Source organism: Arthrobacter sp. EpRS71, from assembly GCF_001512285.1.
In the GTDB taxonomy this organism is placed as follows: domain Bacteria; phylum Actinomycetota; class Actinomycetes; order Actinomycetales; family Micrococcaceae; genus Arthrobacter.
On record NZ_LNUV01000003.1, the window covers coordinates 54,074 to 80,906 of the forward strand.

Here is a 26,833-nt window from a genome sequence, read left to right on the forward strand (position 1 = left end):
CCCGTTCGCCCTGCCGGAAGGCTCACCCGGGGGGTGGCCAACCGACAGGGCGACAGCCGGGAACAACGGAGGCGGCCGCATCGGAATAGTTGGGCGCAGGCTTCGCGCCACGTCACCGCGTTTCTTAGCGCACAGGAAAGCGACCCCCGCCCGTCGTCTCCCGAGTGATGGCCCCCGGTTCGCGCCGGGGGCCATCCCCAAATCCGCAGCAGGAATCGGAACCACCAGTGAGCACGCAACCCGACCACTACGCCACCCTCCACGTGTCGCCGGACGCGACCACCCGTGAGATCACCCGCGCCTACCGTGCACTGCTGCGGACCCACCACCCGGACACGCGTCAAAGGCTCGACGACGGCGACACCACCTCCGCGGCCAACCTCCAGGAACTGCACGCCATCATGCAGGCGTACGTCGTTTTGTCGGACCCAGGAAAGCGGGCGGCATACGATCGCGCGCGGACTGCCGGCGGTAAGGGCGGAACGTCTGGCGTCACGGGCGGGACACCGGTGAAAGTGCGCTTCCACCGTTCCGCGCCTCAGCAGCGGGAACAATCACCGCTGACATTTGGGCCATCCCGTTGGGAGCCCTCACCCCAGAGAACACCGAGGAGTAATCCATGAGCGCTTGGCGTCCGTACGACGGTCACATCATTCCCGCGTTCTACGAACGGTTCGAGAAACGTTGGGGGAGGGGAACAGCGCCGTTCCTGGACCCTGAAGTCCACGAACAACCCTTGCCCCGCGCCCAGTGGATCAACCCGGACACCGGGGCCGCCGTAGCAGTGGTCCCTATCTGGACTGACGACCCCGAGCACCGCTCTTTCGGTGTGTTTTACCTCCCGCCAGCCGGGGATATTTGGATGCTCCGCCCGGGCCCAACGACGTTCCTGGAACCCAATGCCGGAGCCAGTCGCGAGCAAGTGACTCTCCGCAACGATGCCTTCAAGAAAGCCGTCAACCACGCCAAGGAGTTCATTTACGGCCCGCAGCTTTAAGCGGCGCGTGTACCGCATCGAGGGGTGAGCTCTCGGGTCTAAGGGTGCCCCAAAGGGCGGAGATCCCGCCCCTCGCGCAAGTTGCAGCCAAAAAGAAGGCTGGTGCAGCCTGTGGAACGAATTCCGAGGCGGCTGCACCAGCTGCTAGTACGACTTTCTGCTATGAGTTGTGACACCTATTCATTGGCCGCTCCTAGTTCCCGGCTTCGATGGTTTCCGGGCCTTTCAAAGTCTGTGCAGGGCGGGGAGGAGCTGAGGTTGGTGGTTGAGGGCTCCGTCCCCGGGAGAACACCTCCCATTTTACGGCGGCCCTTGGGAAAAAGCGCTGGAATTCGCGGTATTTCAGGGGAGCCTGCCGGGGGAGCGCGGCGTACCGTGGCACGATAGATCACGATGAAACTGCGCGCTGATCAGACCGGAAACCGTGGCCTCCCGATGCCCCTTTGGCTACAGGGTGGTTTGGAAGCGGCTCAGGCAGCGTTCATTTCCGCCATTGTTGTGATTCTTCCCTTGGTGGGGGTGTGGGCCACAGACGGGTTCCAGGACCGGAATGTGGACTCCCTGGCCCGTTTGGCGGGCCAGGCCTGGCTGCTGATTCACGGTGTTCCGCTGGAGCTGGCGCACGTGAACCTCGGCACTGCGGCTCAACCCGGTTCGGGGCTGCTGTCGCTCATACCCCTCGGCCTGACCTTGATTCCGTTCCTGCTTGCCTGGCGGGCAGGCCGGCGACTGGCCCGGGCGTCCTACACAGACCAGTTGTGGCAGGCGTTCCTGGGCGCGTTCGTGGTGTACGCGTCGTTCGGTACGGCCACCGGTTTCGTGTGCCGTACCCCGGAAGTTGTCATCAATCTGTGGTTCGCCATGACCATTCCGCTGATCTCCTTTGGCCTCGGCATGATCGTGGGAGCCCGACGCGAGGCAGGCTCGTGGAGCAGGTTGATCGGCGTGGACGCGGTTGCCTGGCTCGCGAAGACCAGCCAGCATTCCCGGTGGGCGGGCTCGTACGTGGGTTCTGCATTAAAGGCGGGATTTGTAGCCGCCATGGCCGCTGTTTGCCTGGCCGCACTGCTCCTGGCTGTGACTATTGTGTGGCATTGGACGGACATCATTGCCGTCTATGAGGGTTTGAAAGCCGGGGCCCTTGGCGGTGCCGTGCTCACCATCGCGCAACTGGGCTACCTGCCCAACCTCGTCATCTTCGCTTTGTCGTGGTCAACCGGCGCCGGCTTCTCGCTCGGCGTCGGTTCAACAGCGGGTCCGCTGGGCACCGCCGTCGGACCGCTCCCGGCCGTCCCCGTTCTTGGCGCACTTCCCGCCGGACAATTCGACGCCGGGGCCATGGCCCTCGCGCTGCCGGTGGTCGCCGGGATCCTGGCCGGTTGGTGGTTCCTGCGCGAAGGCGAGAACCACTTTGACGAGTGGCTCTCCATCAAAATCAAAGCCCGCTGGTTCACCGCCACCGTTTCCACCCTGTTCCTGGGCGCATTCATTGGCGCCGTCGCGGGGCTTCTGGGCGGGGCGTTGGCGTGGATCGCGCGCGGTTCGGCTGGCGTCGGACGCCTCACGGAAATCGGTCCCCACCCGTTGTGGATGGCAGTCTGGCTGGCCGCCGAAGTGGGCATCGGCGTCGTGATTGGCTACGCAGTGGGGCCGTGGCTGGAACGCAGCCAGAAGCAGCGCGAGGCGAACCTCGACGAAGCAGCGTACGACGACGAACACTCCTGAGCGGGTCCGTTCAGTAGCGCCGTGGTTCTCAACGCAACGGCCCCGGCATCGAGTTCTCGAGCTGCGTGAGGCACTGCGTCTTTGCGGATTCCGTGAGCGCACTGCGTGAGCAGTCCTGGTACGTGCTGACCTGGTTGAAGAAGAGCGCGGATGTCAGGATCAGCAGACACATGACGGCAGTGACAACCAAACCGGAAATGGTCCCGAACAGCATCAGTTTCGGGTGCTTATGCTTCAGCGTGCGAACCAAGACGACGATGCCCAACACCAACGCTGCAAGAGTCAGGATGGCGCTCAACCACACGTAATTCACGTTCAGTGAGAACACGAAGAACGCACCCAAAGCCGCCAAGAGGAATGCGCGGAAGAGATTCTGGCTCACGCCGAGGGTGGACTTTTCGGCCTCGGAGCGGGGTTGTTGGTTCGGTTTGGAACCGACGTCGGGATTCATGTTTTCCAGCCTACGCGAGCCGCCCATAAGCTAGTGCAATGCGCATTGTTGTCCTCGTCTCCGGTACCGGTTCAAATCTTCAGGCAGTCATCGACGCCGTGAAGTCGGGTGAACTGGATGTCGAGATCGCCGCAGTGGGCGCCGACCGGCCCGACACGTATGGCGTAGAGCGCTCCGACGAGGCTGGCATCGAGACGTTCGTGGTCAACTTCAACTCGTTCGAAACCCGCGCCGAGTGGGATACCGCCCTGCGCGACAAAGTCCAGTCCTACCAGCCGGACGTGGTGGTTTCCTCCGGATTCATGCGCATTGTGAGCGAGGACTTCATCAACGCTTTCGGCGGGAAGTACGTCAACACGCACCCAGCCTTGCTGCCGTCGTTCCCGGGCGCCCACGGAGTGCGCGACGCCATCGCCTACGGTGTGAAGGTCACTGGGTGCACTGTTCACTGGGCCGACGCCGGCGTGGACACGGGCCCCATCATCGCCCAGGAAGCCGTGACTGTACTTCCCGAGGACTCCGAAGAAACCCTGCACGAGCGCATCAAGGTAGTGGAGCGCCGCCTGCTGGTCCAGACCCTGGCAGACCTCGCCGCCGCCAAGTAGCGCACCCCCCAACTAGGTAGCAGATCAGGTCGTTCTCAGCGCTGGGAACGACCTGATCTGCTACTCAGATTGCGTTCCAACGCCCGAGGCTGTGGATAACGCTCCGCCGGCTAGCTGATTTCGTCAGCATGGGGCATGAAGTATCCACGCCCACTACCCGAGTCCCTTTTGGCAGCGTCCTTTACTTTGCAGCAGGCGCTCGACGCCGGTGCATCACGACGGCGGCTACGGCACCCGAGCCTCGTCTCACCCAGCCGCGGCATCCGGGTATCGAGGCAGGACACCGAAAATGGCATGGTCCATGACGTTCGTCCGCTGACCCACGTCACGTCATTCTCCGCCGCCTCGCATGCAACGGCATTCCTGCTATGGGAGTTTCCAGGTTTCCTGCAGGGAAGCAACAAACCCGGTATCCACATTTCCTGTCCAGACACCATGGCCATTCCCCGCCGCGCCGGGGTGGTGGGCCACAGGGGGCAGTTCTTCGATGACGAGATCGTGGTTCTCGACGGCGTGTTTGTCACTAGCCGGGCTCGGACATGGCTGGATTGCGCCCGGAAGATGGACATCGACGAGATCACGGTTGTGGCTGATCATTTGCTCCGCATTCCCAGGCCGGAATTCGAGGGTCGCAGCTCTCCGCACTGCACCATGGATGAGCTCGAAGAGATGCTCGACCGGCATTGGGGGACACCGGGAATCCGCAAGGCCCGCCTCGCTTTGGAGCAGGCATGCGTGGGTGCCGACTCGGCCCCCGAAACGCGACTCAGGCTGGCACTCATGTGGGCTGGGCTGCCCACAGCGGAAGTCAACGTGCCCACGGAACTGAGTCCCGGCGTCGTGCGTCAACCGGACCTGGGCTATCGCGAGTGGAAGGTCGCCGTGGAGTACGAGGGCGAGGGGCATTCCGATGCGGAACAGATTGTGAAAGACATTGCCCGTGAGGAGGATTTCAGCCGCGCAGGATGGATCCTGGTGAGAATCTCCAAACGCCATATGACAACGGGCGCAGTCACCGCCGTGGCCAAGGTGAGGCGGGCGCTCGAACAACGCGGCTGGTCACCCAAGTAGGTAGCAGATCAGGTCGTTCTCAGGGCTGGGAACGACCTGATCTGCTACCCAGTTGGGTGCGCGGGGAGCGGGTTAGGAGAGAACGCGCTGCTTCGTTTCCGGTGCGAAGAACGCCATCCACAGCACGGACAGCAGCACCAGCCCACCAGCCATCGCGAACGACTGCGCCAACCCGAACTCAGGCCAGAAGAACGAGGCAAACACCAAGGGGCCGAACCCGGCGCCAATGCGGGAGAACGTCGAAGCCCAGCCGAAACCAGAGCCGCGAAGTTCCGTCGGGTACAGCTCGGACACGTAGGCATACAGCACGGGAATGGCCACCTGGACCACAAACCCGAACACCAGCAACCAGAACACGGCAGCCGACGGCACATCCACCACGAATGCCACGATCACCAAGGTCAAAGCAGACAACGGGCCGGTGACGGCGAGGATCCACTTGCGGCCCACACGCTCCACCAGCAGCGCTGCGACCACCACGCCCAGAAGTCCGACGGCGGTCATGCTCGCCGTCGTGACGAACGCCTTGTACTCCTCGAAACCAGCGCCGATCAGAATGCGGGGCATCCACGTCAGCGACAAGTAATAGACCAGAAGCACAGAGAAGAACAACGCCCACGCTGCAGTGGTGATCTTCCAGTTGAACTGCCAGATTCCCCGCAACTGGGCCCAAGCACTGCCGGGGGAGAGGCGCGGTGCGGCCTGGGGTTCGGGCAAGCTGTACGCCCGTGGGGAAGCGCCGGTTGCCTCGACCAAACCATCAATCACTGCCGCCGCCTCAGCGCGTCGGCCCGCCCGAATGAGGAACAGGGGCGACTCCGGAACCGAACGCCGTACCCAGAAAACCAACAACGCCGGCAGCACCATGATCAGCATGGTGAGCCGCCAATCGCCAAAGGCCGCAACCAGCCCGGCGGAAACAAAACCGCACAGCGCTGCACCAACAGGCCACCAGCCATCCATGGCCGTGAGCACCTTGCCGCGTTGCTTCCGGGGCGTGAACTCACCCACCAACGCGTAATCCACGGGGATGCAGCCGCCCAGACCGAAGCCGGCCATGAAACGGAAAATGCAGAACCACACGATGTCCGGGGCAAACGCGCCGAAAACCGTGAAGATGCTGAAAATGAGGAGGGTGGCCGTGAAGGCTTTCTTGCGGCCGATGGTGTCCGCGATGGTGCCCCACGCGAACGCGCCCACAGCCATGCCGATCAGGTTGGCCGTCCCGATCCATGCAGCGTCAGCCGGCTGCAAGGACCAGTGCTTGGACAGCAACGGAATCAAGATGCCGTTGAGCGTGACATCCCAGGCGTCGAACATGAACCCGAGCCCACCGATCAGGAAAATCCGTCCCTGGACCTTCCACCGCCATGGCAGTTCCTGCACAACTTGTTCGCCGCTGGGCACGGCTGTGTATGTATTCATTTGCCCTCCTGCATGCAACTTTATGCGCTGGGCACGGCACCGCCGTCCGGGTTACTTCTGGTTCTCAATGGCCCTGCGCAGGAAACCGCCGGCTTCCTCGAGGGCGCCCTTGGCCTGACCAGCCTCGATACCCGTCAGGAGCACCAAAATGGCAGCCTTCACCGAACCGCCAACAGAGTCCAGGGCGGCGGCTGCTTCCTGGGCAGAAACCCCCGTTGCGTGCTGAACCGTCCGTTGCGAGCGGGCCAGCAGCTTCTCGTTTGTGGCCCGCAGATCCACCATGAGATTCCCGTAGGTCTTGCCAAGCTTCACCATCACCAAGGTGCTGATCATGTTGAGGACAAGTTTCTGCGCCGTTCCCGAGTTCAGCCGCGTGGAGCCCGCGATGAACTCCGGACCCACCACAACCTCGACCGCGGCGTCGGCCACATGACTCACGGCCGAGCCCTTGTTGCAGGCCAACGACGCCGTGAACGCCCCCCGTTTCCGGGCCTCCTCCAGCGCGCCGATCACGTACGGCGTCCGGCCCGAGGCAGTAATACCGACGACGGCGTCCGCTTCGGTCACGTTGATGTGGTGCAGGTCCCGCGCGCCGGCAGTCGCGTTGTCCTCGGCATATTCCACCGGTTTCTGGATAGCCTCGGTGCCGCCAGCGATCAGTCCGACGACGAGTCCCGGCGGTGTGCCGAACGTCGGCGGGCACTCGCTCGCGTCAAGCACGCCGAGTCGCCCGGCTGTCCCGGCTCCCACGTACAGAAGGCGACCCCCGCGCTGAAGCCGCTCCGCAACGGCGTCGACGGTGTGAACAATGGCGGGGCGTGCAGCCTCAACCGCGGCGTGTACTCCTGAACTGTGTGCGAGCATCGCGGAAACGAGTTCTTCAGTACCGAGGATGTCCAGGTTTTCCAGGCCCTCGGCTGTGGCCTCGGTCTGCAATCCGGCGAGTTCCGTGCGCAGGCCCGCTAGGTTGTCGGCGTTAGTCGGGCCAGTTTGTTCCGTCACGGTGGATGTACCTTTCCTGGATGAGCCCGCGGCGCGTCGCAGCGAGGGCAGCCCCGTCCAAGCCATCGCCCAGCGCGGCCACCACCTCAATCCCAGCCGAAGCGAGGGACTTCCGCAAGAGCGCAGCAAAGAAGTCCGATCCCACTACTCCGCCCAGGAGCGCGACCCTGGGCGTGCCGGGTTCGGTGCCGCTCGCGCGCCTAACGGTATTGGTTAGGATTCGGCACGCCTCGCCCACAATGTCATGTGCGACGGCGTCACCCGCCTCCGCTGCGTGCAGAACCAGCGGTGCGAAACGGGCCATCGCCCTGTAGGGGTTCTCCATGGCCGCGAGCCAGCCCGGCAGCATGTCCGGCGACTCAACCAGAGCGCCAGCCGCAGCCGACAACGACGTGGCAGGGCCGCCGTCGTGCGCTTCAAGAACTGCCTGTAGACCCTGCTGGCCGATCCAACGGCCGCTGCCGCGATCGCCAAGATAGGGACCCCAGCCGTCGGCCCGGTGGAGGATTCCGGCTTCGTCGAAACGGAAGGCCACAGCGCCTGTGCCCACAATGAGCGTGGTGCCGGGGGCGCCTTGCAGTGCGCCAAGCTGGGCAGCCGTGGCGTCGGAGAGGACAGCAGCGGGGGCACTGAACCGTTGGGACAACATGGTGGCGAGTTCCTGCGACTTTTCCGCGGAGGCTTCAACACCGGCAACTGCGGCGCCGATACCCGTCAACGTGCTGACCGGAAGGCCTGGCGGCAGTTGGCGGACCGTTTCGAGCAGGAGCTCGAACGCGAGGGTGGGTCCGTTGTCCACGTGTACCCCGGGAAAGCCGTGCTGGTCGGCTGCGCCCAGCAACTCGTTGCCGCTGCGCAACTCCACCCGGCAACGACTCTTCCCAACATCGGCAACAAGAACAACCTCGGTGGCTTCCATGGCTCAACCCTATGTTGTGGGGCCCGTTGTGCGTGTTTGGTGGGTGGTTTGGGGCGCAGAGCAGGCCTCGCAAGTCCTGTGTGATGCGTTGTGGGGCCCGTTGTGCGTGTTTGGTGGGTGGTTTGGGGCGCAGAGCGGGCCTCGCAAGTCCTGTGTGATGCGTTGTGGGGCCCGTTGTGCGTGTTTGGTGGGTGGTTTGGGGCGCAGAGCGGGCCTCGCAAGTCCTGTGGAGGAGCAGTCGGGAGTGTCCCTGAGGGCGATTTCTGTGGATAACCGAACGTGAGCCATCGTTTCCCGAGAGCATGAATCCATGCGGAATCTCACCCCTTTGCCGACGGACGTTGACCCTCAAGGCTTTCTCGTCGCCGACGCCTACGCTGCCGGTGTGCCACGGTGGCGACTCCAGACGAAAGAGCTTGTGACGCCGAGTCGTGGCATTCGTCTTGCCAAGGGCGGTGAACTGGACCTCGCACTACTCGGACGGCTGCACACCACCGTCACTCCTCGCTGTGCAGTCAGCCACGTCACGGCAGCGTTGTTGTGGGCCATGCCGCTCCCCATTTACCTCGAGGAAGAGGGCAGGAACGGGCTATGTCATGTGACCCGTCGGCAAGAGATCGGCAGGGTCAAGCGTCGGGGAGTCATCGGACATCGGGCTCCACTGCTTGCTCGGGACGTTCGTGTGTTGAACGGGGTTCAGCTGACGTCGCCGGAATGGACGTGGGTGGATCTGGCCAGGCATATGGGGAGGTCGTCGCTCGTGGCAGCTGGCGATTTTCTGTTGGCGCGCGAGAATCCCCTGTCCTCTCTTGAGGCGATCCAAGAAGTCATCGACCGGCGTCCCAAGGTCAAGGGAATCCGCATGGCCCGGGAGATTCTGCCGTTGCTGAGGCCGGGGGTTGATTCGCCGCAGGAGTCGAGGCTACGCCTGAAAATCGTCGACGCCGGACTGCCGGAGCCAGCAATTACCGCGCCGATCTTCGACGAGCACGGGAGATACATATCGACGCCCGATCTCCAATACAAGGAGTACAAAATTGCCATGGAATACGAGGGTGATCATCACCGCTCCGACCCAGTGCAATGGGGCAGGGACATCGAACGAGACGATCGGCTTCGCGCGTTGGGGTGGATCGTCCTGAGATTCTCCGATGTCCAAATGAAGGGTGGGTGGGCCAACGCGGAACGGAAGGTGCGCGATGCGTTGGCCTCCCGCGGGTGGCGGGGGCCGTCGTCGTAGTTTTTGGTCTCCTCCACACTTGTGGGGCCTGGTGTGCGCGTTTGGTGCCGCGAGTGGGGCGCAGAGTAGGCCTCGTATCGCTGGGGGGTAATTTGTGGGGCCTGGTGTGCGCGATTTGGGCCTCGAGTGGGGCGCAGAGTAGGCCTCGTATCGCTGGGGGGTAATTTGTGGGGCCTGGTGTGCGCGATTTGGGCCTCGAGTGGGGCGCAGAGTAGGCCTCGCAACGCAACGCAACGCAACGCAAGAGAGGGGGGCAACCCAGGGGCCGCGACGACGCAAAACCGGGGCGGCAACGAAACGCGATAAACTCTCCGTATCCCCACCACCCGCGAAACCACCCGCGATATCTACGCGAACTAAGACGGAGACTTTTGTGAGCTTGACGCAGCTTGACCGTGTTCCCATCCGCCGTGCACTGATCTCGGTTTACGACAAGACGGGACTGGAGGAGCTCGCGAGGGGCCTGCACGCAGCCGGCGTCGCCCTTGTTTCCACCGGCTCCACCGCCAAGAAGATCGCCGCCGCAGGCATCCCGGTCAAGGAAGTCGAAGAAGTCACCGGCTCCCCGGAAATGCTGGACGGCCGCGTCAAGACCCTGCACCCGCGCGTGCACGGCGGCATCCTGGCTGACCGTCGCGTCCCGGCGCACATGGACACCTTGGCCGGCATGGAGATCGAAACGTTCGACCTCGTGGTGGTGAACCTGTACCCGTTCGTGGAGACTGTGAAGTCCGGCGCAGCGCAGGATGACGTTGTTGAGCAGATCGACATCGGAGGCCCTGCCATGGTGCGTTCGGCCGCGAAGAACCACGCCGCCGTCGCCATCGTCACGGACCCCAACTTCTACGGCGCAGTGGTCGACGCCGCCGCGCACGGCGGGTTCGACCTGAACACCCGCCGCCGCCTGGCCGCCAAGGCCTTCGCTCACACGGCCAGCTACGACAATGCTGTGGCTTCCTGGACTGCCAGCCAGTTCCTGGACGAAGACGGCGACGGCATCATCGACTGGCCCGCCTACGCCGGCCTGTCCCTGGAACGCTCCGAGGTCCTCCGCTACGGCGAAAACCCGCACCAGCAGGCCGCGCTCTACGTGGACAAGGCTGCTCCGGCCGGCATTGCGCAGGCCGACCAGCTGCACGGCAAGGCCATGAGCTACAACAACTTCGTGGATGCCGACGCCGCCCTCCGTGCTGCCTTTGACTTCGCCGAGCCCGCAGTTGCGATCATCAAGCACGCCAACCCGTGCGGTGTCGCCGTCGGTTCCGCTGACGCTGCAGACCCGATCGCTGACGCTCACGCCAAGGCCCACGCCTGCGACCCCGTCTCCGCGTTCGGCGGTGTGATTGCTGCCAACCGCACCGTCACCGCAGGAATGGCCCGCACGGTTGCCGACATCTTCACCGAGGTTGTCATCGCCCCGGACTTCGAGCCTGAAGCAGTGGAGATCCTCTCCAAGAAGAAGAACATCCGCCTCCTCGCACTGCCCGAGGGCTACGGCCGCTACCCGTCCGAGATGCGCCAGGTTTCCGGTGGCGTCCTGGTCCAGATGAGCGACAAGGTAGACGCCGACGGCGACAACCCCGCCAACTGGACCCTCGCAGCCGGCGAAGCCGCCGACGAAGCTACCCTCGCTGACCTCGCTTTCGCCTGGACCGCGTGCCGCGCGGCAAAGTCCAACGCCATCCTGATCGCCAACCACGGTGCAGCCGTGGGCATCGGCATGGGCCAGGTCAACCGCCTGGACTCCTGCCGCCTTGCCGTGGAGCGCGCCAACACGCTGGGCGTGACGGTGGAGTCCGACGTCGAAGGTGCTGGCGGCGCGTCCAACGCCGACGCGAGCAACGCACCTGAGCGGGCACGCGGCGCCGTTGCATCCTCGGACGCGTTCTTCCCGTTCGCTGATGGGCTGCAGATCCTGATCGACGCCGGTGTCCGCGCTGTGGTCCAGCCGGGCGGTTCGGTCCGCGACGAGGAAGTCATCGCCGCAGCCAATGCTGCAGGCATCACCATGTACTTCACCGGCGCACGCCACTTCTTCCACTAGTCCCCACCGCCGCCCTCACCTCGCTGCGCTTCGGCCAGGGAACCCGGGCGGCTTGGGCCCAGCGCCACAAGACACAGAGCACCACAACGCGACGGCGGCCGCCCCCGGAAGGGGACGGCCGCCGTCGTGCTATGTCCGCACGAATTTAACAGGGGCGTGCCTACAAAGGAGAGTCCGCTACGAAGCCGCTGCAGCAGTGTTGTAGGTGGACTGGATGACGGTGCCCCAGTACGGGCCGTACATGGTGGTGGAGTTGCTGCCGTATCCGTAGCTGTTCACGGAGTTCTGGTAGCCGGTGGAGCTGGTGCCGATGAACCACGGTCCGCCCGAGGACCCACCGGTCATGTTGCAGGGGATTCCCTGGCTGTTGAACTGCGGGTTGTAGGGATCGTTGGTGGCTTTGCCGGAGCAGCTCTTGAGCGATTCGCCGTTGAAGGGCGAGCCTGCCGGGTAGCCAAAGGCCTTGTAGCTCAGGCCGCGGGCGGCGTTGAACTGGACGCCTGAGGAACCAACCACGTCGGCGAGCTTCTGGCCGTTGAGGGTGTTCATGACGGCGAAGGCGGTGTCGTACTGCATGTTGCCGTTGGAGGCCCACTGGGTGGGGGCGTACAGCGCCTTTGCCGTCCACTTCCCGTAGGGTGCTGCACCGTTGAGGTAGGCGGGGACGAAGACGAAGTTGGTGGCGTAAGCGCCGGGGCCTTCGTTGAGGCAGTGCCCGGCGGTGGATACGGTGCTCTTGTTGGCTGCGGTGACGGAGTTGCCTGAGCAGACGTAGTTGGAGCCGCCCAGGGTGAAGAAGATCTTGCCGATGTGCTTGACCGGGGTTTCGCTCTGGTTGACTTTGCGGTCGATGACCTTGGAATCAGCAGAGGCCTGCTGGCCTGCGATGCTGCTGATGGCGCCCGGGGCTTCAGTGACCGGGGCTTTGCCGAGGTTGAGGAGCTTGCCGCGTTCGAGTGCTTTTGCGGCCAGGATTTCGCCGGAAGCGGCATTCTTCATGCGCTCCGGGGTCCAATAATCTGCAGCGCCGGCGTCCGACACTACGTGGCTGCTGACCGCAGCGCCGCTGGAGTCTGTGGTGTTGACCGGCGCCGCGTTGGCGCTGGTGGTTCCAACCAGCGCCAGGATTGCGGCAGCGGACAGACTCAGCAGGCTTGTGGCCAGGGTCTTGGTTTTTGTCACGTTGTTCCTACCTATCGAGGGAGTGAGGCGGCCAGTGATGGCGACCGCCGACTGACGGAATCGAAGGTATCGAACGTATGACAACTTTGTAAAGAGATGTTTCATACTTTGTGATAATTTGCTGTCACTTGCTTGTTAAGTGGCAAGGTCCTTTTGGCGTGCGCGGGGCACGCCTGAATCTCCGGTGGCTGGAGGTTCTCCCATGGTGAGTGTCAGTGGTCCTTGACCGTGACCCTGTCCGAGAGTGGTTTTGGCACAACGCCAGGCCATGAACCGTCCCGTTTGAACATTGAAAGGTTGCGCGCGCCCTCGGGATCGTCGGCGCTGAGGGGAATGATGATGCTGTTGTGCTGCTTGGGGGCAGAGGGCTGTCCGCCCATCCAGGCCGATCCCACGCCTGCGGCGGTGAGGTCGAAGAACGGCTCCCCGTCAGCGGTTCGGGCACTGATCTGGATCTGCGTGTTGGGCATGTAACCCTCGCCCACAGACCAAATGTTCCGGACGATGTAATCCACCAGCAAGTCGCCGTAGAGGACGGTGTAGCCGGGCTCGATGGCTAGCTGTACGGAGTATCCGGTGTTGCCTTTCACGTTTGGTGGACCCCCTCCGTCGAATCCGATGACCGAGATCCCGGGAACGGCGTCGATTGCCTCGCGGGCTTCGGCAATCGTCTGACCGGTATCGGCGTCGTGCGGGATGGTCTGCCGGGGCGTCGGTGCCGGCGCGGTGCAAGCGGTTAGTGCGAGGAGCATCCCTGCCGCCAAGGCAGCCAGGGACGCAGTCAATGAGGCAGCCGCGGAGGCAGGTCGAAGGGTGCGGGTCATGATTTCACTATGTTCGGTTTCGGCGTGAATGCGATGTTGACGCGCCCGGGAACCGGACATTTGCTCACGCAGCCAGCGCACGACGACGGCGGGCAGCGGCGGCGGTCAGGCCGCCGTCGGGCGTTAATGGCGGGAGAGCGGTAACGAACACGTGATCCCGGACACGAAGGGCCGTCAAAACGGTCTACTCGGGTAAGTTAGAGATGTTGAAATCTGCAGACTTTCAGGGAGAACCCCACCAATGGCCAAGATTATCTATACCCACACAGACGAAGCGCCGATGCTGGCAACTTACTCATTCCTGCCGATTGTTGAAGCGTATGCCTCGACCGCAGGAGTAGAGGTGGAGACCCGCGATATTTCGCTGGCCGGCCGCATCATCGCCGTCTTCGGTGATTTCCTGACAGAAGAACAGCGCACGGGCAACGCGCTTGCTGAACTCGGTGAACTGGCAAAGCAGCCGGAAGCCAACATCATCAAGCTGCCCAACATCAGTGCTTCCGTGCCGCAGCTCAAGGCTGCCATCGCCGAACTCCAGGCCCAGGGTTACGCCCTCCCGGACTACCCGGACAACCCCTCCTCGGACACCGAGACGGACATCCGCTCGCGCTACGACAAGATCAAGGGCTCCGCTGTGAACCCGGTGCTGCGTGAAGGCAACTCGGACCGCCGCGCACCGTTGTCGGTGAAGAACTACGCCCGCCAGAACCCGCACTCCATGGGTGCCTGGTCCGCTGATTCGAAGACCAACGTTGCCACCATGGGCGAGAACGACTTCCGCTCCAACGAGAAGTCCGTTGTCCTCAATGCTGACGATTCCCTGACCATCCAGTTGGTCCGCGAAGACGGCACCACCAAGGTCCTCAAGAAGGACTTCCCCGTCCTGGCCGGCGAAGTTGTGGACGCCACCGTGCTCCGCGCTGACGCCCTGGACGAGTTCCTCAAGGCACAGGTTGCACGTGCCAAGGAAGAGGGCGTCCTCTTCTCCGCACACCTGAAGGCCACCATGATGAAGGTCTCGGACCCCATCATCTTCGGCCACGTGGTCAAGGCTTACTTCTCCGAGCTGTTCGAAACCTACGGCAAGCAGCTCGCCGCGGCCGGCATCAGCCCGAACAACGGCCTCGCCGCGATCCTCAGCGGCCTGGAAGACCTGCCCGAGGACGTCCGCGAAGGCGTCAAGGCAGCAATCACCAAGGGCCTCGAAGACGGTCCGGCACTGGCCATGGTGGACTCGGACAAGGGCATCACCAGCCTGCACGTTCCGTCGGACATCATTGTTGACGCCTCCATGCCTGCCATGATCCGTTCCTCCGGCCACATGTGGGGCCCGGACGGCAAGGAAGCAGACACCCTGGCGGTGATTCCGGACAGCTCCTACGCCGGCATCTACCAGGTTGTCCTGGACGACTGCCGCGCCAACGGTGCGTTCGACCCCACCACCATGGGCACCGTTCCCAACGTGGGCCTCATGGCACAGGCAGCCGAAGAATACGGCAGCCACGACAAAACCTTCGAGATCCAGGCAGCCGGCACCGTCCAGCTCGTGGACAGCAAGGGCAACGTCCTCACCGAGCACCAGGTCTTCCCCGGTGACATCTGGCGCGCATGCCAGACCAAGGACGTCCCGGTCCGCGACTGGGTCAAGCTGGCCGTCACCCGTGCCCGCGCATCCCAGACTCCGGCCGTGTTCTGGCTGGACGAGACCCGCGCTCACGACGCCAACCTGATCGCCAAGGTCAACGAGTACCTCAAGGAACACGACACCGAGGGCCTCGAGATCAAGATCCTTTCCCCGGTTGAGGCCACGGCCTTCACCCTGGAGCGCATCCGCAAGGGTGAGGACACCATCTCCGTCACCGGTAACGTCCTGCGCGACTACCTCACGGACCTGTTCCCGATCCTCGAGCTTGGCACCAGCGCCAAGATGCTCTCCATCGTTCCGCTCATCAACGGTGGCGGCCTGTTCGAGACCGGCGCCGGTGGCTCCGCTCCCAAGCACGTCCAGCAGTTGGTCAAGGAAAACCACCTCCGCTGGGACAGCCTGGGCGAGTTCCTTGCCCTGGCCGTCAGCTTCGAACACCTTGCCACCACCACCGGCAACGCCCGCGCCCAGGTCCTGGCTGACACGCTGGACCGCGCCACGGGTACGTTCCTGCTGGAAAACAAGTCCCCTCGCCGCAGCGTTGGCGAGCTGGACAACCGCGGAAGCCACTTCTACCTGGCCACGTACTGGGCCCAGGAGCTGGCCAAGCAGACCGAGGACGCCGAGTTGGCCAAGGACTTCGCAGCAATCGCTGAAGCCCTGACCTCCAACGAGGAGACAATCGTCGGTGAGCTGGCCGCAGTCCAGGGTCCCGCCGTCGAACTGGGTGGTTACTACCGTCCGGACGCTGCCAAGGCCGCTGAGATCATGCGCCCGTCGGCCACCTTCAACAAGGTTCTCGCGGACCTGAAGAAGTAGTCACGGCATAGCAAACTGGCCCGCAGGCATTGCCTGCGGGCCAGTTGCTTTAAGTGTTGATTTAGCGCTCCGCGTGGAACCGCTCCGGTGCCATGCCGCCGTCGACGATGTCTTTCAGCACCCGGCCGATAGCGGGTGTGAACTTGAAACCGTGACCCGAGAAGCCGGCGCCCACCACCAGCGGACCGAAATGGTCCAGCACAAAGTCCTCGTTGGGTGTGGTGGTGTAGGTGCAGCTGATGGGAACCGCTGTGGAGGGGTCGACGCCGGGAAGCCACTCTTCCGCGTACCTCACCAATGCTTCCATCTGGTGGGGGATGGGCTCGAACGTGCGCTCGTCCGGATCCATGACCGGGCCGACCCCATGCCAACCGGCTTTTACGCCTTCGCCCGGGGTGAGCATGCCGTAGACGGGGCTGTACCAGTACTCGTAGGCTTCGTTGTTCGGATCGGGGTCCGGGCTGTGGTTGAAGCTGGGCCACACCAGCGTGTTGTCCCTGGGAGTGAAGTGAGCCGGTTGTTCCTGGGTGACCACCAAAGCCGGGAGCTTGACGTGTTTGCTGACGAGCTTGTTGGTCCACGCACCTGCCGTGACCACCACGCGGTTGGCGGTGTATTCGGTTTCCTCCGTGACCACCACCACCGATTCGGCGCCGTCGATGCGGATGTCCAGCACCGGCGTCGAGTACTTGAACACGGCTCCGCGAGCTTCGGCTGATGTCCGCAGCGCCACCAGGGCGTCTGCGGAGCGGATCCGGCCGGAGCCTGGAACGAAGAGGACGTCGGTGGCGAAATTCATGCCCAGCCACCGGTTGGCGGCTTCGTCGGGGGAGATGAAGTAGCTTTCGATGCCCCGTGCCTCGTGCGCTTCCCTGACCTCTCGAAGGCGGGGGACGTTTCCGTGGTTCACGAGGCCCACCATGTCCAGCAGCGGTGCGCCGTGCTCTGCCGCAAGCTCGTCCCACAGGGTCTTGGACTCGGCGAGGAGGTCCAGGTAGTCGGCCTCGGCGTAGGCGGTGTTGAAGTTGCGGGTGGCGCCGTGCGAAGCGCCGATGTGGTGGCCGGCCTCAAATTGCTCCAACAGAACCACTGAGCGACCCGCCCGGGCCAGTTGCCAGGCGGCCGCCGATCCCATGGCTCCTCCGCCAACAACTACAACGTCAACCTGCATGCCTGCTCCATCCACAATGGCCCTCTTGAAACGCGACCCCGAAACAGGGCCACCTCCCATTCTGCCCCCACTCACCCAAGTAGGTAGCAGATCAGGCCGTTCTGAGCGCTGAGAACGACCTGATCTGCTACCTACTTGGGTCGGCTTAGGTGGGGGCGGCTGGGTATTACGCGGCGAGGCGCCTGCGGATCCAGGCGGAGAACTGGTCCACCACGATGATCAGCACCAGCACGATCAGGATGTGGGTAAGCATGGAATCGAACTGGAACGACTTGATGGACTGGTTGATCAGCAGCCCAATGCCCCCGGCGCCCACCAAGCCAAGGACCAGCGAGGACCGTACATTGACGTCGAAACGGTAGAGCAGCAGGCCCACGAACTGCGGGACCACCATGGGCAGCGTTGCGTTGGCTACCTGCTGGATCCGGTTGGCGCCCGCGGTTCGGAGTGCTTCCTGGGGTCCGGAGTCGATCTCTTCCATGGATTCGGCCCACAGCTTCCCCATGACACCGGTGTTGTGGCAGATCAGCGCGAGCACACCCGCGAACGGACCAAGCCCCACAGCGGTGACGAAAATCAGCGCGAACACGATGTCCGGCACGGCACGGAAAAACGACAAGACAGAACGCGCAGCTTGGTAAACGAGCCGGTGCGGGCTGGTGTTCTCCGCGGCCAGCGCAGCGAGCAACAGGGCGAACGGCACGGACAGTGTGGTTCCCAAGAGCCCGATCCACAGCGTCACCAGGGTGGCTTCCAACCCGGGCCGGATGGTCTTCTCCCAGCTGAGGTCCGGCGGGAACGCGTCGCCGATAAACGCGGCCATGCCCTTCCAGCCGTCCACCAGCAGTGCGGGTTTGAAGTCCGTCCCTTCGATGGCCACAGCGTGAAGTCCGACGACGACGGCCGCCACTGCCGCCGTCGTGATCCACCGCAGGGGCTTCTTGGGGCGGACCAGTGCCACCCGGGTTTGCGCCGAAGGGCTGCGGCGGGCGACGGCCGGGGTGAGGATTTGGGGTGTCATGCTGCGGATTTCCTGTCTGAAACGTCCCGGTCCGGGGCGTACAACGTGTCAAGGTGATCGGCCGTGATCTCTGTGGAGGGAAGGTCGAAGGTCATGGATCCCTGCAACAACCCGATGGACCTGTCCGCATACCGCAGAGCAAGATCAGGCTGGTGCAGCACCGCAGCCACGGCCAGCCCCTCCGCGTGAGCGAGTTCACGCAGCAGCGCCATGACTTGCTCGGCGGCGTGCGGGTCAAGTGCGGATACCGGCTCGTCGGCAAGTACGACGTCGGCCCGCTGGCACAGCGCCCGGGCTACGGCCACGCGCTGCTGCTGTCCGCCGGAGAGCCGGCCCACGCGATCGAGGGCACGGTCTGCGAGTCCGACTCGGTCCAGGCAATCGAGGGCCTCTTGCTGAACGTCGGCGGGGAACAGCAGGGGACTGAGCGAGCGGACCGTGGGGATGCGGGACAGCGCGCCAGCACACACGTTGTCCAACGCGGTGCGCCGGGGGACGAGATGGATTTTCTGGAAGATCATGGCCATACGCTGTCGGACTTGCTGCAGGTCACGCCCTTGGAGGGTTTCCAGTGCGGTTCCGTCGATGCTGATGCTGCCCGAATCCGGGGCGGTGATGCCCATGACGCAGCGCAGGGTGGTGGACTTGCCCGAGCCGTTGGCGCCGAGGAATGCCACCAGCTCACCGGCTGCAACGGAAAAGTCCACGCCTTCCAGAACCGTCCGTCCGTTGAACGACTTTCGCAAGCCGTGGACAGAGAGCGGCATTACAGGTCCTTCTCGGTGAGACCCATGGTCTCGGCGAGTTCGAACAGCGGGGTGTAGTTGTCCTTGGTGACCTCAAGCAGCGGGCCGGGAGGGGTAACGTCCAGGAACTCGCCAACCTTGGCCACGTCAGCGTGATCGAGGCTGAGGAATGCGTCCTTCACGGCAGCCTTGAACGCGGGGTCCGCGTCGCCCCGGACGGTGATGGGATCGTTGGGGATGGGGTTGGATGTCCACACCTGCCGGAAGTTCTCCGGGGTGAAGGTGCCCGCCGCAATGGCCGTGGCGAGCGTCTGCGAGTTGATCTGGGCCGCATCCACCTTGCCGTTGGTCAGGGCGAGCAGAGCTTCGGGATGACCACCGGTGTAGTCCATCTTGATGTCGGCGTCGGCGATCCCGGCTTCACGGAGGCCGAAGCGCGGCAACACGTCGCCTGAGGTGGATCCGACGCTGCCCAGGGCCAACGACTTACCTTTCAGATCCCCAATGGCCTGGATAGGGCTGTCCTTGGGAACCCAAATCCCCGCCGTGTAGGTACTGAGTTCCTTCTCCGCCGTGCCGAAAGACACCAACGGTTCAGCACCCGCCTTGGCGTCGGCGAACACGTAGCCCAAAGGACCGAACTGCCCCAGGTCCAGTTTGCCGTTGCGCATGGCCAGAACCTCCGCGGCGTAGTCCTCCACCACCTGGACGCTGACCGGGCATTCCAGCTTCTTGGACAGCGCTGCGGCCAGGACGTCGTAGGCCGGCGTCAATTTGGCCGGGTCCTCGTAGGGCTCAATGCCGAACTTGATCTCGCCATTGGGGCAGGTAGCACTCGTGGCTTCGGGGGAGGACTGCGCCGAGCCGCCACAGGCAGTGAGCGCCAGAACGGTGGCGAGGGCAAGCGCGGAACCGGTGAGGAGCGAGGTTTTCATGGGGATCCTTATGCGAAGGGAAGGGAATGGGAAATCAGGACAAGCGCGACACGTTGCGGTGTGCCAGGCCGAAGGACAGGGTCATGCCGACGCCGGAGGTTACGGACACCACGGTGACGCCGGGTTGGGTCTCCCGGACCAGGATCGGCGCCACATCGGAGGAAGCGTAGATGCCTTGCCAGCGCTGGAGGATCTCCAGCGGTTCGCCGATCCTGCCCGTGATTTCGGTGTTGAGGGTGGCTGTGACGGCTTCGTCCAGGAACGGATCGGCCGTGTGGTGGTAGTGGTGCGAGTCGCCCAGGATGACGGTGCCGTCGGGGCGTTGGGTGAACATGACGTTGGCGCCGATGTCCAAGAGTTCCGGCTGCTTTTCCGACACCTCGGAGTGGAGAGCTGCGGCAGCGGGCATGTCCGTGAAAGCGGGGTAGCGCAGCATGGAGGTGGCGGTGAGAACCGCTGGCGTGAATTCCGCACCCGACGGTTTGGCAGCCAAGGACATCTGCAGCGCACACCGTTGGATCCGATGTTCCGCGGCGAGATCCGGGAAGAGGTAGTCCACGTCGTGCCCGACGCACACGAAGACCTGCTTCGCGCGAAGTTCGCCGCGCGAGGTCTGGACGGTCACGCCATCAGCGTTTCCGTCGAAGCCAAGCGCCGCCGTGTTCCAGTGAAGTTCGACGCCGGGTTGCTGGCTGAGCCACTCGGCTAACTTTGCCACGGTGGTGCGGGGATCCACCCGGAGGTCGTCCCGGAGGAAGGCGCCGCCCACCAGGCCGGGCCATGCGCCGTGGTGAGTGCCGTCGTCGTGCGTTTGGTCTGCAGCGGAGACAGCGGCACCCAAGCGGTCGCGGGTCCCGGCGGGGGACAGCAGCTCAACTTGCCCGGGTTCACGGACGGCGGAGAGCTCGCGAAGGACGTTCATTTCTGCCTCGGTGCGGGCAAGGACCACAGCGCCGGACTCGGACGCCCAGAAGCCGGCGCGCTCGGCGAACTCGAGCCAGTACTTACGGGAGGTCTGCGCAAGTTCGTAGAGTTCGCCGGACTGGGCGGTGATGCAGCAGTGGCCGAAGTTGCGCACTGAAGCGCCTGCGGCGTGGTGGTCGCGCTCGATGATGGTGACGGTCAGGCCGTTGGCAACAGCGTGGGCCGCGTGGGCCAGGCCCACGATTCCGGCGCCGACAATAACGACGTCGGTGGGCTGGCCCGCGGTGTTGTTCGGGGCTGGAGAGGAGGTGCTCGGGTTGTTCACACCACTGACATTGGCTGGTGAAAAGTGGAGAAGCAAGCCCAAATGCGACTTGTATATACAAGTTAATCAGAATTTAACGTTTGTTCACGTGAGTTCACTGCCAGTTCACCTTGTGGCCCTCAAAAACTGCGATGTCGGGTGAATCAACTTGTATTATCAACTGGTGAGCACACAGCAGAACGCACCCCTCCACGTCCGTCTCAGCGAGGAATTCATGCGCCGCATCACTGACGGTGAATGGCCTCCGGGCTACCAGCTGCCCAGCGAGGCTGAACTGTGCCGGGAGTTCGGAACATCGCGCGGTCCCATCCGCCAGGCGCTCGCCTTCCTCCGTTCGGAAGGTGCCGTGACGGGCGGCCGTGGTCGTCCTCCCATGGTGCGATCGTCTGTGCCCTCGCAGTCGTTCTCCACGTTCAACTCGTTCACGGAATGGGCCACCGGGATCGGCAAGAAGCCCGGCCAGCGAACCCTCGAAGTGGCACGGCGCGAAGCCAGTCCGGAAGCCGCGGAGGCTCTTGGCCTCATGCCGGGAACCACCGTGGTGGAGGTCCTGCGTGTCCGCTACCTGGATGAGGCTCCGGCCATGATCGAGCGGACAACGTTCACCCTGGACGTGGGCCGCAAACTGTTCGACTTCGATACCGATTCCGGGTCCATCTTCGCGTTCCTCAAGGAACAAGGCGTGGATCTGCACAGCGCCCGGCACACCATCGACGCCGTTGCGGCCAGTGACGAGGACGCCGAACTCCTGGAGCAACCCGAAGGCATTCCGCTGCTGCGCGAACGCCGCATCACCCGTTCCGCCGACGGGCAACCCCTCGAATACTCCGAGGACCGCTACCTGCCGGCACTGACCAACTTCACCATCGACAACACCGTGGAACGCCGGGCCGCCCTGGTCCGCATCCACACCGATCCTCAATCCACTCAAGGAGCCACCCCATGATCAAGCTTGTTGCCTGCGATATGGCCGGAACCACCATCGACGAACACGGCGACGTGTACGTAGCCCTTGCCCGCTGTGTTGAGGAAACCGGTGTGAGCACTACGCCCGAGGCTGTGCAGGAATGGATGGGTGCGGACAAAGTCGAGGCCATCACGGCCCTCATTGAAGCCGGCGGGGGAGCAGCTACACCGGGCGTGGTGGCCGCCGCCTTCATCCGCTTCAAGGAACTGCTCGTGGAGTTCTACGACGCCAACCCGCCGGTCGCTTTGGAAGGCGTGGAAGATGCGTTCCGTGAACTCCGCAACCAAGGCATTAAGGTGGCTCTGACTACCGGGTTTTCGCGCGACGTCGCCGAGCCCCTGCTGGAGCGGCTGGGATGGGGCGTCGGCGGCGATCACCTGCTGGACGCCGTCGTCTGCTCCGACGAAGTTGCCGCCGGCCGCCCGGCGCCGCACATGATCCACCGCGCCATGGAGCTGACAGGCGTGCAGGATGTCCGGACCGTGATGGCCGCCGGGGACACCGTGAACGACCTCGCCGCAGCCAACAACGCCGGCGTCACCGCCGTGGGTGTCCTCACCGGCAAGCTGGGCCGCGAAGACCTGGCCGTGCACCCGCACCACCACATCCTGGACGGGGTGAAGGACATTCCGGCGCTGCTTTCCTAGCAGACCGCGTTTGGTGGGGGACGTCCGGCATGGAAGATTGGAACCCGTGAAATTCCTTCACCCGTCTCCCAAGTCCTCCTCCCGCGGCGTCACCATCCTGAGGGTGGTTTTCGGCGCGCTCCTCATGGTCCATGGCTTCCAAAAGTTCATGGCCGGGCATGCCGCGTTCGCCGCGTCTGTTGCCGCCATGGGGGTGCAGAAGCCGGAGATTGTTGCGTGGCTGGTGATCGCCGGCGAATTGGGCCTCGGCCTGCTCTTGGTGCTCGGCGCCCTGACCCGGGTGGCCGGTTTCCTGGCAGCGATCATGTTCGCGGGGATCTGGTTCGTGACCGAAGCGGGCAAACCGCTGCTCACGGACAAGTCCGGTGTTACCGCCGAACTCCTGATCATCTATGTGGCGATCTCCATCGCGTTCGTGTTCCTTGGGCCCGGTGCCCTGTCGCTGGACCGCAAGCTGGCACGGCAGCCGGCCCGCCCAGGGCGTTAACGCGCCTGGGTTAACTCACGACGCCGGTGCTCGCCTTTGGTTGTGAGGCCTCCTCTGCGGGGTATCCCTGGGTTTTATGGCGCATAGTGGGCCTCGCAACGCAGCCGCAAGTGCTCAATTCACCCGTAGGCCAGTTCACCGAGCGTCGTTCGGGTAGCGGATGCCCAGCTGAGACCGCACCCCGTCAAAAAGACGCATGACGTTGACCGAGTCCTCCAACGGCATGACCGGGCTTTCGCTCAGGCCCTGCTGGACGCAACGGGTGACTTCGCGGAGTTCGTAGGTGTAGCCGATGCCCACAACGTCAAACTGCTCGCGCCGCGGCTCGTCCCAACCAACCCGGATCATCAGTTCGCGCGGGTTGTTCACCGAGCCAACAGTCTGCAGAAACCCCAGGCCCCCGGCCACTGTGGCCGTCCGGGGTCCGTGTGCCAACAGCGAGGACGTCAGTTGCGCCTGTGCACCCGTGTCATAGCCGAGAGTCAGGGCGTTCTGGCTGTCCACGCCGTCGTCATTGAGCGTGCCGATCGCGGTAACCGACTGCGGGAAGCCCAGTGTTCCCAGCGCCCAGAGCAACGGGTAGACGGTGATGTCCAGGAGCGCTCCGCCTCCGTCATTGAGGGCCCAGATGCGTGCGGAGGGGTCGTAGGGCGCCGGGAAGCCAAGATCTGCGCTGACCCACTGGATCTCTCCGAGCTCCCCGGAAGCGGCGATCTGGAAAGCACGCTGCATGCTCGGCAGGAAGCGGCTCCACACGGCCTCCATGAAGAACACGTTCTGCTCCCGGGCCAGTTTGACCAGCTCGGTGGCTTCGCGGGCGTTGATGGTGAGGGCTTTCTCGCACAAGACGTGCTTGCCTGCCCGCAGAGCTGCTGAGGCTATCTGGAAGTGCTGGGCATGGGGAGTGGCCACATAAACCACGTCCACGGCGGGATCGTCCACCAGGCGCTGGTAGCCGGGAACACCGCCGTCGTCCCCGTAGGCCTTGCCGAAGCCATGGGCCTGGGCGAAAGCGTCAGCCGAGGACTGCGTCCGTGAGCTCACGGCATACAGCTCCGCATCGTCCAGCAGCGCCAGGTCCTTTGACGCGCTGGCGGCGATGTTGCCCGTGGACACCACTCCCCACCGCAGCGTACGCCCGGTTGCTGCCCGGGGATCCTGGTTGGTCTGGGTTGAAAGCCACGGCACGGCGATAGGGAGTGTCATGCCGTTCATCCTCTCATTTCCCGGTTACAGGGAGGTGGGGCGCACCCTTTAACGCAGCCCGCACCCGTAACCCCTGGTGCGCCCGGCGGGCACGGGTGCGCTGGCGGGGAACGTGGGGTGCGCCCGGCGGGATTGGGTGCGCCTCAGGGTCATCGACGCGATCCGGTTCTGACCTCCTCTGTGAGCTTGCCCTGCTGCAGCCGGAAGCAGCGCTCGGTTTTCTGCGCCAGGCTGCGGTCATGCGTGACCACCAGGATGGTGGTGTTGTGATCGCGACTCAGGGAACTCAACAGCTCGATGATGTGCTCACCGGTTTGCTCATCCAGGTTTCCGGTGGGCTCATCGGCAAGGATCAGCTTGGGTTCGTTGGCCAAAGCACGGGCAATCGCCACACGCTGCTGCTCGCCACCGGACAATCGGTTGGTGCGGCGCGAGTGCTTCTCCGGGTCCAACTGCACCTGCTCCAACAGCTCTTTGGCCCGCTGCAGCCTGGCCGCTTTGCGGACACCGGCGAACTCCATGGGCAGCATCACGTTGTCCACTGCGCTGAGGTTGGGGATCAGGTTGAACTGCTGGAACACGAACCCGATGTCCCGGCGGCGGTACTCGGTCAGTTTGCCGTCCGGCAAACCGGCGAGGCTGACGCCATCCACGACGACGTCTCCTGAGGTGGGTTTGTCCAACGCACCCAGGAGGGACAACAGCGTGCTTTTGCCACTGCCGCTCTTGCCCACGATGGACGCCAGCGAGCCCTTCTCGAGTTCGAAGCTGACGCCGTTGACCGGCTTGATGGTCCGGTCACCGGACTTGAACTGACGGACCAGGTCCTTGACTACGATCACGGCTATTCTCCTCGGAGTACTTCGATGGGACGGATGCGGGCGGTCAGCAATGCCGGGACCAACGCGCCGATGATGGCTACTGCGAACACGGCTGCGATGCCGGCAGCGAGCACGCCGGGGGAGACACTGGCTGTGACCGAGGTAAGCAGCTGGGACGCGCCGCCGAACGGACCACCCTGACCACCTCCCATACCGCCACCGGGCATCCCGCCACCAGGAACTGCGCCGTTAGGCATGGCCCCGGCGAGTCCTCCGCCGCGCTGGGTGGTGGTGGCCGCCGTCGTGGTGGTGTTCGAACTGATGAGGGCCGAGGCGATGCCGCCGCTGGCCAGTGAAGCAATCACGGCACCCACAACACTGCCCAAGGCAACCAGGACCAACGACTCAAGGACGAACTGCAACCCGATGGTGCGATTCCGGGCACCGATGGCTTTCAGGACGCCGATTTCGCGACGGCGCTCGCGGACCAGCATGACCATGATGAGCAGGATGATGATCCCGGCAGTGGCCAGTGCTGCGATGAACGCGATCAGCGAGATGTTCTTGACGCTGTCCAGTGAGCTGACGGCCGTTTCGAGGTTGCGCTGGCCCTGGGTGACGTCTGCTTTGTCTGTGCCGAGCGCAGCTTGCACGGCGGTTTTGGTGCTGTCCACGTTTTCCATGCTGTTGACCGTGACGATCATGGTGGAGAGCTCATCCGGGGTCTCGGCCAGTGTCTGGGCTTCCGGGAGGGTCACGTAGACGGCGTTGTTGCCAAAGGTGGTCCCGGCGTCGAAGATGCCAGCCACGGTGAAGGTCTTGTCCTGGATGGTGAACGTGGAGCCCACCGTCAGGCTGTTCTTCTCGGCCAGCGATGTACCCACCAAGGCCTTCGCCTCCGATGCCGTGTAGTCGCCCAGGCCGGTGCCGCTGGTGATGTCCAAGGCCTTGCCCGTGCCGTCCACCTCGGCGCCAATGCCCGTCGCCGTGATGGGGAGCGTGCGCGAGGGCTGGGTGGTTGTTCCAGATGTGCCGGTTGCGCCCGTTGTTCCTGCGGAGCCGTTGCGGTTGCCGAGCGTACCGGCGTCGACGGCGGCCATCAGGTTGGTACTGACCGTCGCCTGCTGCCCGCCGGGGCCGAAGCCACCCCCGGGTCCCGGCTGCGTGGTTGCGGTGGATGAATCAGCTGTGGTTGCCGTCTGCAGGCGCAAGGCCTTGGTACCAACTACAGCGGTCACATTGGCGACCGATGCCGCAGTCTCAGCTTCCGCCGTCGTCAGTGGTTCGCCGCCGCCTTCGAAGCCTTGGCCGCCTGCTGGATTCACCGTCAGGGTGGTGCCCACGGAGGCGTTGAGCTCCTGGACCTTGGCACCCACTGCCTGATTGGCCACGAGCATGGCCAGTGCCAGGCCGATGGCTACGGCCAGCACGGCAACAACGGCCGCCGTTCTGATTTTGTTGCGGAAGGCATTGCCTACGCTTCGGGCAAGGACGCTCACGTTTCTCCTCTTGACCTGCAAGTTCTAGGGACCCACTGAACGTGGGCCGCAGATCCAAGACTCGTGAGTACTGCTGTGCGTGAAGCCTGCCGAAGCTATGCGTGGGCTGTGAAAGGTTGCGCGAAAGCGAGAGGT

The 26,833-nt window shown here is 64.0% G+C and carries 25 protein-coding genes; 11 read left to right on the forward strand and 14 right to left on the reverse strand.

Annotated features, from left to right (window positions below):
* Window positions 1-227: 227 nt before the first annotated feature.
* The 3 genes from AR689_RS03170 (at window position 228) to AR689_RS03180 (ending at window position 2,722) form a co-directional block, all read left to right on the forward strand.
* On the forward strand, window positions 228-623 hold the full coding sequence (locus AR689_RS03170) for a J domain-containing protein (RefSeq protein WP_062066716.1): 396 nt from the start codon (window positions 228-230) through the stop codon (window positions 621-623).
* On the forward strand, window positions 620-997 hold the full coding sequence (locus AR689_RS03175; RefSeq protein ID WP_062066719.1) for a hypothetical protein: 378 nt from the start codon (window positions 620-622) through the stop codon (window positions 995-997). Before AR689_RS03170 ends, AR689_RS03175 begins: the two co-directional genes overlap by 4 nt.
* Window positions 998-1,390: 393 nt before the next feature.
* Window positions 1,391-2,722, forward strand: coding sequence for a cell division protein PerM (locus AR689_RS03180; protein ID WP_062066722.1), 1,332 nt, complete (start codon window positions 1,391-1,393; stop codon window positions 2,720-2,722).
* Window positions 2,723-2,750: 28 nt separating this feature from the next.
* Here AR689_RS03180 and AR689_RS03185 read toward each other — a convergent pair whose 3' ends face one another.
* A complete protein-coding gene (locus AR689_RS03185; RefSeq protein ID WP_062066725.1) occupies window positions 2,751-3,200 on the reverse strand; it encodes a hypothetical protein in 450 nt (149 codons plus the stop codon).
* Window positions 3,201-3,211: 11 nt separating this feature from the next.
* On the opposite strand from AR689_RS03185, the gene purN reads away from it, so the two are divergent.
* On the forward strand, window positions 3,212-3,778 hold the full coding sequence (purN, locus tag AR689_RS03190) for a phosphoribosylglycinamide formyltransferase (RefSeq protein ID WP_062066727.1): 567 nt from the start codon (window positions 3,212-3,214) through the stop codon (window positions 3,776-3,778).
* A gap of 135 nt (window positions 3,779-3,913) precedes the next feature.
* A complete protein-coding gene (locus tag AR689_RS03195; RefSeq protein ID WP_062066730.1) occupies window positions 3,914-4,849 on the forward strand; it encodes a hypothetical protein in 936 nt (311 codons plus the stop codon).
* Window positions 4,850-4,921: 72 nt separating this feature from the next.
* On the opposite strand, the gene AR689_RS03200 is transcribed toward AR689_RS03195, so the two are convergent.
* The 3 genes from AR689_RS03200 to AR689_RS03210 are packed head-to-tail and all read right to left on the reverse strand — an operon-like array spanning window position 4,922 to window position 8,195.
* Entirely contained in the window at window positions 4,922-6,274 is a 1,353-nt protein-coding gene (locus tag AR689_RS03200) for an MFS transporter (RefSeq protein ID WP_062066733.1), read from the reverse strand.
* A gap of 51 nt (window positions 6,275-6,325) precedes the next feature.
* On the reverse strand, window positions 6,326-7,276 hold the full coding sequence (gene murQ / locus AR689_RS03205) for an N-acetylmuramic acid 6-phosphate etherase (protein WP_062066736.1): 951 nt from the start codon (window positions 7,274-7,276) through the stop codon (window positions 6,326-6,328).
* Window positions 7,251-8,195: an N-acetylglucosamine kinase gene (locus AR689_RS03210; protein WP_062066739.1), complete on the reverse strand. Its 945-nt coding sequence runs from the start codon at window positions 8,193-8,195 to the stop codon at window positions 7,251-7,253. Before AR689_RS03210 ends, murQ begins: the two co-directional genes overlap by 26 nt.
* A 310-nt stretch (window positions 8,196-8,505) precedes the next feature.
* Here AR689_RS03210 and AR689_RS03215 point away from each other — a divergent pair, with 310 nt between their 5' ends.
* Window positions 8,506-9,435: an endonuclease domain-containing protein gene (locus tag AR689_RS03215; protein WP_062066742.1), complete on the forward strand. Its 930-nt coding sequence runs from the start codon at window positions 8,506-8,508 to the stop codon at window positions 9,433-9,435.
* A gap of 373 nt (window positions 9,436-9,808) precedes the next feature.
* A complete protein-coding gene (purH, locus tag AR689_RS03220) occupies window positions 9,809-11,479 on the forward strand; it encodes a bifunctional phosphoribosylaminoimidazolecarboxamide formyltransferase/IMP cyclohydrolase (RefSeq protein ID WP_062066745.1) in 1,671 nt (556 codons plus the stop codon).
* Window positions 11,480-11,656: 177 nt separating this feature from the next.
* On the opposite strand, the gene AR689_RS03225 is transcribed toward purH, so the two are convergent.
* Both AR689_RS03225 and AR689_RS03230 read right to left on the reverse strand, forming a co-directional pair.
* Window positions 11,657-12,766 (reverse strand): trypsin-like serine peptidase, encoded by a 1,110-nt coding sequence (locus AR689_RS03225; protein WP_062066748.1) that lies wholly within the window; start codon window positions 12,764-12,766, stop codon window positions 11,657-11,659.
* 107 nt (window positions 12,767-12,873) lie between these two features.
* Window positions 12,874-13,485: a hypothetical protein gene (locus tag AR689_RS03230; protein ID WP_062066751.1), complete on the reverse strand. Its 612-nt coding sequence runs from the start codon at window positions 13,483-13,485 to the stop codon at window positions 12,874-12,876.
* A 241-nt stretch (window positions 13,486-13,726) separates the two neighbouring features.
* Here AR689_RS03230 and AR689_RS03235 point away from each other — a divergent pair, with 241 nt between their 5' ends.
* Complete coding sequence (locus AR689_RS03235; protein ID WP_062066754.1) at window positions 13,727-15,949, forward strand: NADP-dependent isocitrate dehydrogenase; 2,223 nt, start codon at window positions 13,727-13,729, stop codon at window positions 15,947-15,949.
* A gap of 61 nt (window positions 15,950-16,010) precedes the next feature.
* Here the strand turns inward: AR689_RS03235 and AR689_RS03240 are convergent, their stop codons facing one another.
* From AR689_RS03240 to AR689_RS03260, 5 genes are all read right to left on the reverse strand, one after another.
* A complete protein-coding gene (locus AR689_RS03240; RefSeq protein ID WP_062066757.1) occupies window positions 16,011-17,120 on the reverse strand; it encodes an FAD-dependent oxidoreductase in 1,110 nt (369 codons plus the stop codon).
* A 166-nt stretch (window positions 17,121-17,286) separates the two neighbouring features.
* Window positions 17,287-18,141, reverse strand: coding sequence for a phosphonate ABC transporter, permease protein PhnE (gene phnE / locus AR689_RS03245; RefSeq protein WP_062066760.1), 855 nt, complete (start codon window positions 18,139-18,141; stop codon window positions 17,287-17,289).
* Complete coding sequence (locus tag AR689_RS03250; protein ID WP_062066763.1) at window positions 18,138-18,908, reverse strand: phosphonate ABC transporter ATP-binding protein; 771 nt, start codon at window positions 18,906-18,908, stop codon at window positions 18,138-18,140. The genes phnE and AR689_RS03250 overlap by 4 nt, the downstream gene beginning before the upstream one ends.
* Window positions 18,908-19,822 (reverse strand): phosphate/phosphite/phosphonate ABC transporter substrate-binding protein, encoded by a 915-nt coding sequence (locus AR689_RS03255; protein ID WP_062066766.1) that lies wholly within the window; start codon window positions 19,820-19,822, stop codon window positions 18,908-18,910. Before AR689_RS03255 ends, AR689_RS03250 begins: the two co-directional genes overlap by 1 nt.
* A gap of 34 nt (window positions 19,823-19,856) precedes the next feature.
* Window positions 19,857-21,071 carry a TIGR03364 family FAD-dependent oxidoreductase gene (locus tag AR689_RS03260; protein ID WP_062066770.1) on the reverse strand — a complete coding sequence of 405 codons (1,215 nt, stop codon included), beginning with the start codon at window positions 21,069-21,071 and terminating at the stop codon, window positions 19,857-19,859.
* A gap of 163 nt (window positions 21,072-21,234) precedes the next feature.
* Between AR689_RS03260 and AR689_RS03265 the strand changes: the two genes are divergently transcribed.
* The 3 genes from AR689_RS03265 to AR689_RS03275 are packed head-to-tail and all read left to right on the forward strand — an operon-like array spanning window position 21,235 to window position 23,172.
* Window positions 21,235-22,017 carry a GntR family transcriptional regulator gene (locus tag AR689_RS03265; protein ID WP_082697827.1) on the forward strand — a complete coding sequence of 261 codons (783 nt, stop codon included), beginning with the start codon at window positions 21,235-21,237 and terminating at the stop codon, window positions 22,015-22,017.
* Complete coding sequence (locus tag AR689_RS03270; RefSeq protein ID WP_062066776.1) at window positions 22,014-22,685, forward strand: phosphonatase-like hydrolase; 672 nt, start codon at window positions 22,014-22,016, stop codon at window positions 22,683-22,685. The genes AR689_RS03265 and AR689_RS03270 overlap by 4 nt, the downstream gene beginning before the upstream one ends.
* 46 nt (window positions 22,686-22,731) lie before the next feature.
* On the forward strand, window positions 22,732-23,172 hold the full coding sequence (locus tag AR689_RS03275) for a DoxX family protein (protein ID WP_062066779.1): 441 nt from the start codon (window positions 22,732-22,734) through the stop codon (window positions 23,170-23,172).
* Window positions 23,173-23,307: 135 nt separating this feature from the next.
* On the opposite strand, the gene AR689_RS03280 is transcribed toward AR689_RS03275, so the two are convergent.
* The 3 genes from AR689_RS03280 to AR689_RS03290 all read right to left on the reverse strand — a co-directional run bounded on the left by AR689_RS03280 (window position 23,308) and on the right by AR689_RS03290 (window position 26,698).
* Window positions 23,308-24,378: a Gfo/Idh/MocA family protein gene (locus AR689_RS03280; protein ID WP_062068537.1), complete on the reverse strand. Its 1,071-nt coding sequence runs from the start codon at window positions 24,376-24,378 to the stop codon at window positions 23,308-23,310.
* Window positions 24,379-24,527: 149 nt separating this feature from the next.
* Complete coding sequence (locus AR689_RS03285) at window positions 24,528-25,220, reverse strand: ABC transporter ATP-binding protein (protein ID WP_062066782.1); 693 nt, start codon at window positions 25,218-25,220, stop codon at window positions 24,528-24,530.
* Between the two features lie 2 nt (window positions 25,221-25,222).
* On the reverse strand, window positions 25,223-26,698 hold the full coding sequence (locus tag AR689_RS03290; RefSeq protein WP_062066785.1) for an ABC transporter permease: 1,476 nt from the start codon (window positions 26,696-26,698) through the stop codon (window positions 25,223-25,225).
* Window positions 26,699-26,833 lie beyond the last annotated feature (135 nt).

Bases quoted from the DNA above. Each gene is read 5' to 3' on its own strand.
- AR689_RS03175 (WP_062066719.1), top strand. From the start codon at position 620: ATGAGCGCTTGGCGTCCGTACGACGGTCACATCATTCCCGCGTTCTAC.
- AR689_RS03180 (WP_062066722.1), top strand. From the start codon at position 1,391: ATGAAACTGCGCGCTGATCAGACCGGAAACCGTGGCCTCCCGATGCCC.
- AR689_RS03185 (WP_062066725.1), bottom strand. From the start codon at position 3,200: ATGGGCGGCTCGCGTAGGCTGGAAAACATGAATCCCGACGTCGGTTCC.
- purN (WP_062066727.1), top strand. From the start codon at position 3,212: ATGCGCATTGTTGTCCTCGTCTCCGGTACCGGTTCAAATCTTCAGGCA.
- AR689_RS03195 (WP_062066730.1), top strand. From the start codon at position 3,914: ATGAAGTATCCACGCCCACTACCCGAGTCCCTTTTGGCAGCGTCCTTT.
- AR689_RS03200 (WP_062066733.1), bottom strand. From the start codon at position 6,274: ATGAATACATACACAGCCGTGCCCAGCGGCGAACAAGTTGTGCAGGAA.
- AR689_RS03210 (WP_062066739.1), bottom strand. From the start codon at position 8,195: ATGGAAGCCACCGAGGTTGTTCTTGTTGCCGATGTTGGGAAGAGTCGT.
- AR689_RS03215 (WP_062066742.1), top strand. From the start codon at position 8,506: ATGCGGAATCTCACCCCTTTGCCGACGGACGTTGACCCTCAAGGCTTT.
- AR689_RS03225 (WP_062066748.1), bottom strand. From the start codon at position 12,766: ATGAAACATCTCTTTACAAAGTTGTCATACGTTCGATACCTTCGATTC.
- AR689_RS03230 (WP_062066751.1), bottom strand. From the start codon at position 13,485: ATGACCCGCACCCTTCGACCTGCCTCCGCGGCTGCCTCATTGACTGCG.
- AR689_RS03235 (WP_062066754.1), top strand. From the start codon at position 13,727: ATGGCCAAGATTATCTATACCCACACAGACGAAGCGCCGATGCTGGCA.
- AR689_RS03240 (WP_062066757.1), bottom strand. From the start codon at position 17,120: ATGCAGGTTGACGTTGTAGTTGTTGGCGGAGGAGCCATGGGATCGGCG.
- phnE (WP_062066760.1), bottom strand. From the start codon at position 18,141: ATGACACCCCAAATCCTCACCCCGGCCGTCGCCCGCCGCAGCCCTTCG.
- AR689_RS03250 (WP_062066763.1), bottom strand. From the start codon at position 18,908: ATGCCGCTCTCTGTCCACGGCTTGCGAAAGTCGTTCAACGGACGGACG.
- AR689_RS03255 (WP_062066766.1), bottom strand. From the start codon at position 19,822: ATGAAAACCTCGCTCCTCACCGGTTCCGCGCTTGCCCTCGCCACCGTT.
- AR689_RS03270 (WP_062066776.1), top strand. From the start codon at position 22,014: ATGATCAAGCTTGTTGCCTGCGATATGGCCGGAACCACCATCGACGAA.
- AR689_RS03280 (WP_062068537.1), bottom strand. From the start codon at position 24,378: ATGACACTCCCTATCGCCGTGCCGTGGCTTTCAACCCAGACCAACCAG.